Raw genomic sequence first — 7,836 nt, forward strand, 5'->3', positions numbered from 1 at the left:
GTTCAAATAAAGATTCTATCTTTGATTTTATGTCTTTATTAACCAACTTATTTAAATATCATAAAACACCTCTGCTCTTTGTTCTATTGAGTAGCATCTTTTATCTATCTTTTGCTTATGATTTGGTGAGAACTGACATTATAAAGTTGTTATTACTTTATACTGCTTTGTTTGTCTTTGCCTTCAAAATTATAAAAACGTCTGGTTTCTATTTCAGGCTTTTGGTGATTTCGGCAATACTATTCCGGCTTTTATTTTTGTTTGCAATTCCTAATTTATCACAAGATTTTTATCGCTTTATTTGGGATGGTCGTATGATTTTAGAAGGACTAAATCCTTACCTATATTCGCCAGACTCATTTATTGAAAACGGAAAACTTCCAATCGCACAAGCTCAAGAATTATATAATGGTATGGGAGCTTTGAGTTCATCACATTTCACTAATTATCCGCCTATAAATCAGTTATGCTTCGCTATTGCAGCTTTGTTCTCAGGAAAAAGCATTTTAGGTTCTATAGTCATTCTTAGAACTTTAATTATTGCTGCAGACATAGGAACTTTATATTTTGGCAAAAAGCTTTTAGAACGTTTAAAACTACCTTCAAATAGGGTTTTTTGGTATATACTCAATCCATTTATCATTATTGAACTCACAGGGAATCTTCATTTTGAAGGTGTGATGTTATTCTTCCTCGTTTGGAGTTTGTATTTATTGCATTCTGGCAAATGGAAATGGGCTGCTGTGGTTTTAGCTTGTTCTATTTCTGTAAAGCTTATTCCTTTGATGTTTTTACCTTTGTTTTTTTGGTGGTTTAAAAAAGGTAACGTCATTGCGAATGAAATGAAGCAATCCGTTTCTATGAAAGAGATTGCAACGTCACAAGTTCCTCACAATGACATATTCAAATTGATTCTGTTTTATGCTATAGTAGGCATAACAACTCTACTTCTTTTCCTTCCTTTCTTCTCTATGGAATTCATAAACAACTATTCTCAAACGGTTGGTTTATGGTTTGGTAAGTTTGAATTTAATGCAAGTATCTATTATCTCATAAGAGAAATAGGCTTTGCCATAACTGGTTATAATGAAATTGCTATTATTGGGAAAGTGCTCCCAATACTATCTTTACTAATAATTTTAGGGTTTTCATTCTTTAAACAGAATAATACAATTCCGAAATTAACCACTTCAATAGTAGTTGTTTTTGCATGCTACTTGTTTTTAAGCACCACAGTACATCCTTGGTATATTGCCACTTTAGTACTTCTTTGTGTATTTACGAATTATAGATTTCCATTGGTTTGGTCAGTTGCACTGGTTCTTAGCTATTTAGCATATTCTAACTCTTCAAACTCAGAAAACCTATGGATTATTGAGTTAGAATATATGATTGTATTTGCTGCTTTTATTTGGGAAATTGTATTAAAAAAACGAATTAGAATTTAAAACTTTTATCATTAAATCACATATCAAGTAAGTAAGCGAAAATAAGAGGAGCAACAATTGTCGCATCACTTTCTATGATGAATTTAGGCGTATTAATATCTAATTTTCCCCAAGTAATTTTTTCGTTTGGTACTGCACCAGAATAAGAACCATAACTCGTTGTACTATCACTGATTTGGCAGAAATAACTCCAAAATGGTGTTTCTGGCAGCTCCATATCTTGAGATAACATTGGCACCACACAAATTGGAAAATCACCAGCAATGCCTCCTCCAATTTGAAAGAAACCTATCCCATTTTCAGAATTATCTGTATACCAATCTGCTAAATACGTCATGTACTCAATACCAGACTTTATGGTACTTGCTTGCAATTCGCCTTTAAGAACGTAGCTTGCAAAAATATTTCCCATTGTACTATCTTCCCATCCTGGACAAACAACCGGTAAGTTCTTCTGTGCTGCTGCATACATCCAAGAGTCTTTTATATCTATCTCGTAGTGTTCTTCTAAAACACCAGATAACAGTAATTTATACATATACTCATGTGGTAAATAACGTTCTCCTTTAGCCTCAGCATCTTTCCAGATCTTTATAATATGATCTTGAATTCTTCTAAACGCTTCTTCTTCTGGTATGCATGTATCAGTAACACGGTTTAAGCCTTTTTCTAACAAGTTCCATTCATCTTGAGGTGTTAAATCTCTGTAGTTTGGCACACGTTTATAATGTGAATGTGCTACTAAATTCATAATATCTTCCTCTAAATTTGCACCAGTACAGGATATAATATGGACTTTGTTTTGTCTAATCATTTCGGCGAAAATCTTGCCTATTTCTGCAGTACTCATTGCACCTGCTAAAGACACTAACATCTTAGACTCAGACTTTAATTGATCTTCGTAAGCCTTTGCTGCATCTACTAAAGTTGCTGAATTAAAATGTAAATAATACTTTTCTATAAATTGTGATATTTGGCCTTTAGTTGTCATTTTCTTCAATATCATTTTTAAATTTATAACTCAACATCTTATAATACAATTTTGCGGCTAAAAAATCTGAAGATTTATCGTGTCCATTAGGACAAAGTTCTACAATATCAAAACCAACCACATTTCTTTCTTTAAACACATCTTTTAAAAACTCTAATGTTTCGTACCACAATAAACCTCCAGGTTCTGGAGTACCAGTACTTGGCATAATGGATGGATCTAAAGCATCTAAATCGAATGTAATAAAGACATTTTCTGTCATTTGGTTTATTGCGGAATCCATCCAACCATCATCTTCAGCCATGTCGTGAGCGAAATAAGTTTTCTCTTCGTCCATAATCGTTTTTTCAATCACATCCATAGAGCGAATACCAACCTGTATTAAGTTGGTTGTTTGGCTAGCTTCATATACAGCACAAGCATGGTTACATGTTGTACCTTCATAGCTTTCGCGTAAATCTGCATGAGCATCAATTTGTAAAACAGTTAAATCTTCATACATTTCATTAAATGCTCTAATCGTCCCTATTGAAATAGAATGTTCACCACCAAAAATGGTTACAAACTTGTTCTTTTTTATATATTTTTTTGTTGCTTCATGTACAGCTTCCACCATCGCTTCTGGTGAGCTATTCTCTATAACAGCTTCAGCTAAATAAACACCTTTTTTATAAACTTCTGTGTCTGTTTCTATATCATAAAGCTCCATGTTTTCTGAAGCCTCCAAAAACGCATCAGGTCCTTTATCAGCACCTTTCTGCCAAGTACTTGTACCATCATAAGGCACAGGAATCAAAACAATTTTAGATGTTTCTAATTTTGAAAATTCTTCTGGAATACCAGCATAGGTTTTAATGGTCATCGTATCCTAATATCTTAAGCAAATCTTCACTTTTTTGCTGTGCTTTAAAAACTTTAGTTGTTATCTTTCCGTTATCATCTTTGTCTATTAAAAGATGTTTTGGTGTCGGAATAAGACAGTGTTGTAAACCTCCAAATCCACCAATTGTTTCTTGATAAGCTCCTGTATTAAAAAACCCAATATATAAAGGTTCATTTTTATCAAATTCTGGCAAATAAATAGCATTGACATTTTTCTCGCTATTGTAATAATCTTCACTATCGCAAGTTAAACCACCTAATAATACTTGTTCATAAGGTTCATCCCAACGGTTTAATGGCAACATAATAAAGCGCTTATTAATTGCCCAAGTATCTGGCAGAGTTGTTATGAAAGACGAATTTATCATATTCCATTTTTCGCGATCGTTTTGCTGTTTTTGATGTAACACTTTATAAATTGCACCACCACTCTCACCAACAGTAAAACTTCCAAATTCTGTAAAAATATGAGGAGTGCTTACACCTGCTTGTTTACAAGATTCTTGGATTTGATTTACAATTCCATTGACCATATGTTGGTAATCAAAATCAAAAGTCAAAGAATTCTTAATCGGAAAACCACCACCAATATTAAGGCTCTCTAACTCAGGGCATATTTTCTTTAGTTCTGTATATATATTTAGGCATTTTAGTAGTTCGCTCCAATAATGAGCATCATCTCTAATACCTGTACTAATAAAGAAATGCAGCATTTTCAATTCTACTTTATCAGAATTCTGAATTTGATTTTTATAAAAAGGTACAATGTTTTTATAACCAACACCAAGTCTTGAGGTATAAAACTCAGACTTTGGCTCCTCTTCTGCCGCAATACGAATACCTATTTTAAATTTACCTTCTATCTCTTGAGATAATAAATCTATTTCTTCGTAATTATCTATAATCGGAATACAGTTATGATAACCTTCATTTATAAGACTAGCAATGTTAGAAATATACTGTTCGCGTTTAAAACCATTACATAACACAAAAGTATCATTTGTGATTTTACCTTCTTTTTTAAGTGATTTTACAATATCAATATCGAAAGCAGATGAAGTTTCTATATGTATATCATTAGCCAAGGATTCATCTAAAACATGTTTAAAATGCGAACTCTTGGTGCAATAGCTATAGTTGTAATTTCCTTTATAGTCATACTTTTTAAAAGCCGCTACAAACCAGTCTTTAGCACGTTGAATGTTATTAGATATTTGAGGTAAATAGGTAAATTTTAAAGGTGATCCATACTGCTCAACCAAACCCATAAGATCAATATCATGAAACTGTAGAGATTTACCCTCTAGCTTAAACTCTTGCTGAGGAAAATTGAAAGATTGATCTATAAGATCAATGTATTTTGTATTCATTATGCAAATTAAATAGTCGAGTGTAAATTAATAAATATAAGTATAGTGTGTGCTACTTTCACATTATATAATGCTTGACTTCAAACTTAAGGCACATGTAAACAATTGCTAAGCAATGTATACTCAGAAAATCTAAAGATTTTCATCTTGTTCATTTTCTATTGCTAAACATTAAAAACGAAGAACCAACAAACAATAACTGACAATTAACAGACTGCCAGACTCAGATAAAATTAACAGGCTGTGAGGCTTTACTAAATTTTAATTGATTAAGATTTTTACTACAATGATGAATATCATTTCTTAATTAAAGATGCATCTATACTTTCGATGTATAAAATCTATTAATACCTCATATTATGAAAACTTCACAGATAAAAATGCGTTTTAAACTTCTATTTAAAATACTCTTAGTCATAAGTATTTTAATCGCTGTGCCACTAGACTCCAATGCACAAGTTTTAAAACGCTTAAAAAAGAAAGCGGAAAAGAAAATCGAACAAGAAGCTGAAAAAAGAGCTGAGAAACGTATCAATAAAAAGATTGATAAAGAATTTGATAAAGCTGAAAATGAATTAGACGGCAAAAAGAAAACTGATAGTTTAAATCAGAAAAAAAACAAAACTAACTCAAAAGAAAAACTTCAAAAACCAAAAGTTATTTGGAGTAAATTCGATTTTGTACCAGGTGACACTGTAATTTTTGAAGATGGACCAAATATAGATGAAGAAAATGGCGAATTTCCTAGTCGATGGGATTTGTATAAAGGAGCTTGTGAAATAGGAAATGTAAATGGCGAAAATGTGATTATGTTTTTAAATGGAGGCGGTCAAATTATTCCTTATTTAAAAAATTCGAACGAAGATTATCTTCCAGAAGTTTTCACTATAGAATTCGATGTCTGGTTTGACAAAGGGCAGACTACTGCCAATAGATACTTTATCTATTTTGAAGATTTAAAAAATCAAAGGCACAATGGACTTAGAGGAAATTTTACAATTTATCCTAATGGAATTGAATTTGAAGAAACTGATAAAAGATATCCTGGAACCGAAAAATTAGGTTGGAGCAACGAACCTATTGGAAAATGGAGACATATTGCTATCGCCTACACCAAAGGAAAATTTAAAGCCTATATGGATGACACACGCTTAATAAACATACCACATCTCGAAGGAAATCCTTGGGGAATAACGATAAATTCTTTGAAAGAAAATCAATATCTCAAAAACTTCCGTATTGCAAAAGGTGGTGTAAAATACTATGACAGAGTCTTGTCCGAAGGAAAAATTATTGTAAACGGTATAAAATTCGACGTCAACAAGGCTACTCTAAAGCCCGAAAGTATGGGTCCTATTAATAAAATATTCAAACTCATGCAAAAACAACCAGACCTCAACTTTAGTGTAGAAGGTCACACAGATAACGATGGTAGCGATGATGCAAACATGACATTATCTAAAGCAAGAGGTAAAACCGTAATGGACAAATTGATTGCCATGGGCATTTCTAAAGATAGACTTAAATCTAATGGGTTTGGAGAATCTAAACCACTAGACAATAATAATACTCCAGAAGGAAAAGCCAACAATAGACGTGTAGAATTTGTAAAGTTTTAAATCATGAAAAAAATATATTTATTACTTATTGCTCTGATAATAAGTATTGGGTTTTCTAATGCTCAGGAAGCAGATTTAAAAGGTATTTGGGAATTTACTGAAACTTACCTATACAATGGCAAAACAGATTCTATTAGCACATATATAACCTTTAAAGAATCAGGACAAATTAGAGCCTCAGAACGAGATATAGGAACTTGGTTAATAAACAAATCAGAAAACACACTCACTATAGATTGTTTCCATTTTGAAGGTATAGATGGTGAAAACGAGATAAAAACACTTGATGAAAAGGAATTAAAACTAAAAAACTCTAAAGACGAAATTAATATTCTTAAAAGAATAAGCCTTCCTAAAGGCAAAGAACTAAATAACAAATTTATAGGAGAATGGATACTAGAAAAAGTGGAAAAAGATGGTAAAACTGATTTTATAGGTCAGTTAATAAGTTTTAGTAGTAATGGAATTTTCTATTGGCAGGAAATTATGTTTGGAAAATGGGATTATAACAAAGCGACTAAAAAAATATGCTTTGATGTTAGAGAAAAAGAAGATGAACTTAATGGTGAACATACTATTATAGAAGCTAATGAAACATCGCTTATTTTAGGTATAGAAGATTCAAAACTATATTTTTTTAAAATTGACCGTAAAAAAATTGCAACAGCTAATAAAAAATCTGGATTAATTGGAGAGTGGGAATTTGAACATACAAACCCTAAATCAAAATTAGTTCTAACATTTAACGAACCTGATGAATTTATAATCATTAAGAAACAAGAAGGAATGGAGTCAAGAATGAAAGGATCATGGGTTTTTGATAGACAAGAAATGTCTTTTAATATGATTGGACTGCGTGGAGAAGACACCTTTAATGGAAAAAACAAAATAATTGAAATTAATGAAGAAAACTTAGAGTTAGAAAACAATGGCAAAATTTTTATAGCACATAAAAAATTTGAAAACATCACAACCGTAGAAAGCACTAATAATTTAGAGCACCTTTCATTCACCTATGAAGAGTTCTTTTCAGAAGATGGTAATCCTAAATATGAAAACGAAAAATTGCCGTGGTTAAACTGGCGTGAAATGAAGAAAGACATACTAAATATAAATCAACTCGTCTATAGTTATGATTTTAATGATGAAGATAAGGAGGTATTTGAAAACGAAATATTAACAACGAATGTCATCGCAAATATAGAAGACGAAGGCTTTACTATTGAAGATGTTTTCAAAGGTTATGATAATTCAGGAAACCCAGAGCAAGGACCAAATACAGATAATAATCACCCATTATATCCATTAAATGAGTACATGTTTAGAGAAGCCGGAAATGAACAAATTACAACAGCAGCTGGTACATTTGATTGTACAGTAATAGAAGTATCCAACGGCTATGATATGAAAAAAAAGTTATGGATGATTAATGATAAAATTGGTGTTTACGCAAAAATTATAGATGAAAACACATCCGAATATTCTGGTTATTATCATCTATACGAATTACAAGAAATAATATATAG

6 protein-coding genes are annotated in these 7,836 nt (G+C 31.6%); 3 read left to right on the plus strand and 3 right to left on the minus strand.

Annotated features, from left to right (window positions below):
- Positions 1-29: 29 nt before the first annotated feature.
- Positions 30-1,448 (plus strand): mannosyltransferase, encoded by a 1,419-nt coding sequence (locus tag QZZ53_RS16085; protein ID WP_296386591.1) that lies wholly within the window; start codon positions 30-32, stop codon positions 1,446-1,448.
- A 16-nt stretch (positions 1,449-1,464) separates the two neighbouring features.
- On the opposite strand, the gene QZZ53_RS16090 is transcribed toward QZZ53_RS16085, so the two are convergent.
- Genes QZZ53_RS16090 through QZZ53_RS16100 form a run of 3 tightly spaced genes read right to left on the minus strand, consistent with a single transcriptional unit; the run spans position 1,465 to position 4,691 of the window.
- Positions 1,465-2,439 (minus strand): deoxyhypusine synthase family protein, encoded by a 975-nt coding sequence (locus tag QZZ53_RS16090; protein WP_296386582.1) that lies wholly within the window; start codon positions 2,437-2,439, stop codon positions 1,465-1,467.
- Positions 2,429-3,301, minus strand: coding sequence for an agmatinase (gene speB, locus QZZ53_RS16095; protein WP_296386584.1), 873 nt, complete (start codon positions 3,299-3,301; stop codon positions 2,429-2,431). Before speB ends, QZZ53_RS16090 begins: the two co-directional genes overlap by 11 nt.
- Positions 3,291-4,691 (minus strand): arginine decarboxylase, encoded by a 1,401-nt coding sequence (locus QZZ53_RS16100; protein ID WP_296386586.1) that lies wholly within the window; start codon positions 4,689-4,691, stop codon positions 3,291-3,293. The genes speB and QZZ53_RS16100 overlap by 11 nt, the downstream gene beginning before the upstream one ends.
- Before the next feature lie 359 nt (positions 4,692-5,050).
- Here QZZ53_RS16100 and QZZ53_RS16105 point away from each other — a divergent pair, with 359 nt between their 5' ends.
- Both QZZ53_RS16105 and QZZ53_RS16110 read left to right on the plus strand, forming a co-directional pair.
- Positions 5,051-6,310: an OmpA family protein gene (locus QZZ53_RS16105; RefSeq protein ID WP_296386587.1), complete on the plus strand. Its 1,260-nt coding sequence runs from the start codon at positions 5,051-5,053 to the stop codon at positions 6,308-6,310.
- A gap of 3 nt (positions 6,311-6,313) precedes the next feature.
- The coding region (locus QZZ53_RS16110; protein WP_296386589.1) for a hypothetical protein at positions 6,314-7,836 on the plus strand (1,523 nt) is incomplete at its 3' end.

Source organism: Winogradskyella sp. (genome assembly GCF_016744625.1).
In the GTDB taxonomy this organism is placed as follows: domain Bacteria; phylum Bacteroidota; class Bacteroidia; order Flavobacteriales; family Flavobacteriaceae; genus Winogradskyella.

Excerpts from the sequence above, each read along its gene's own strand:
- speB (WP_296386584.1), bottom strand. The coding sequence starts at position 3,301 with ATGACCATTAAAACCTATGCTGGTATTCCAGAAGAATTTTCAAAATTA.
- QZZ53_RS16085 (WP_296386591.1), top strand. The coding sequence starts at position 30 with ATGTCTTTATTAACCAACTTATTTAAATATCATAAAACACCTCTGCTC.
- QZZ53_RS16105 (WP_296386587.1), top strand. The coding sequence starts at position 5,051 with ATGAAAACTTCACAGATAAAAATGCGTTTTAAACTTCTATTTAAAATA.
- QZZ53_RS16100 (WP_296386586.1), bottom strand. The coding sequence starts at position 4,691 with ATGAATACAAAATACATTGATCTTATAGATCAATCTTTCAATTTTCCT.
- QZZ53_RS16090 (WP_296386582.1), bottom strand. The coding sequence starts at position 2,439 with ATGACAACTAAAGGCCAAATATCACAATTTATAGAAAAGTATTATTTA.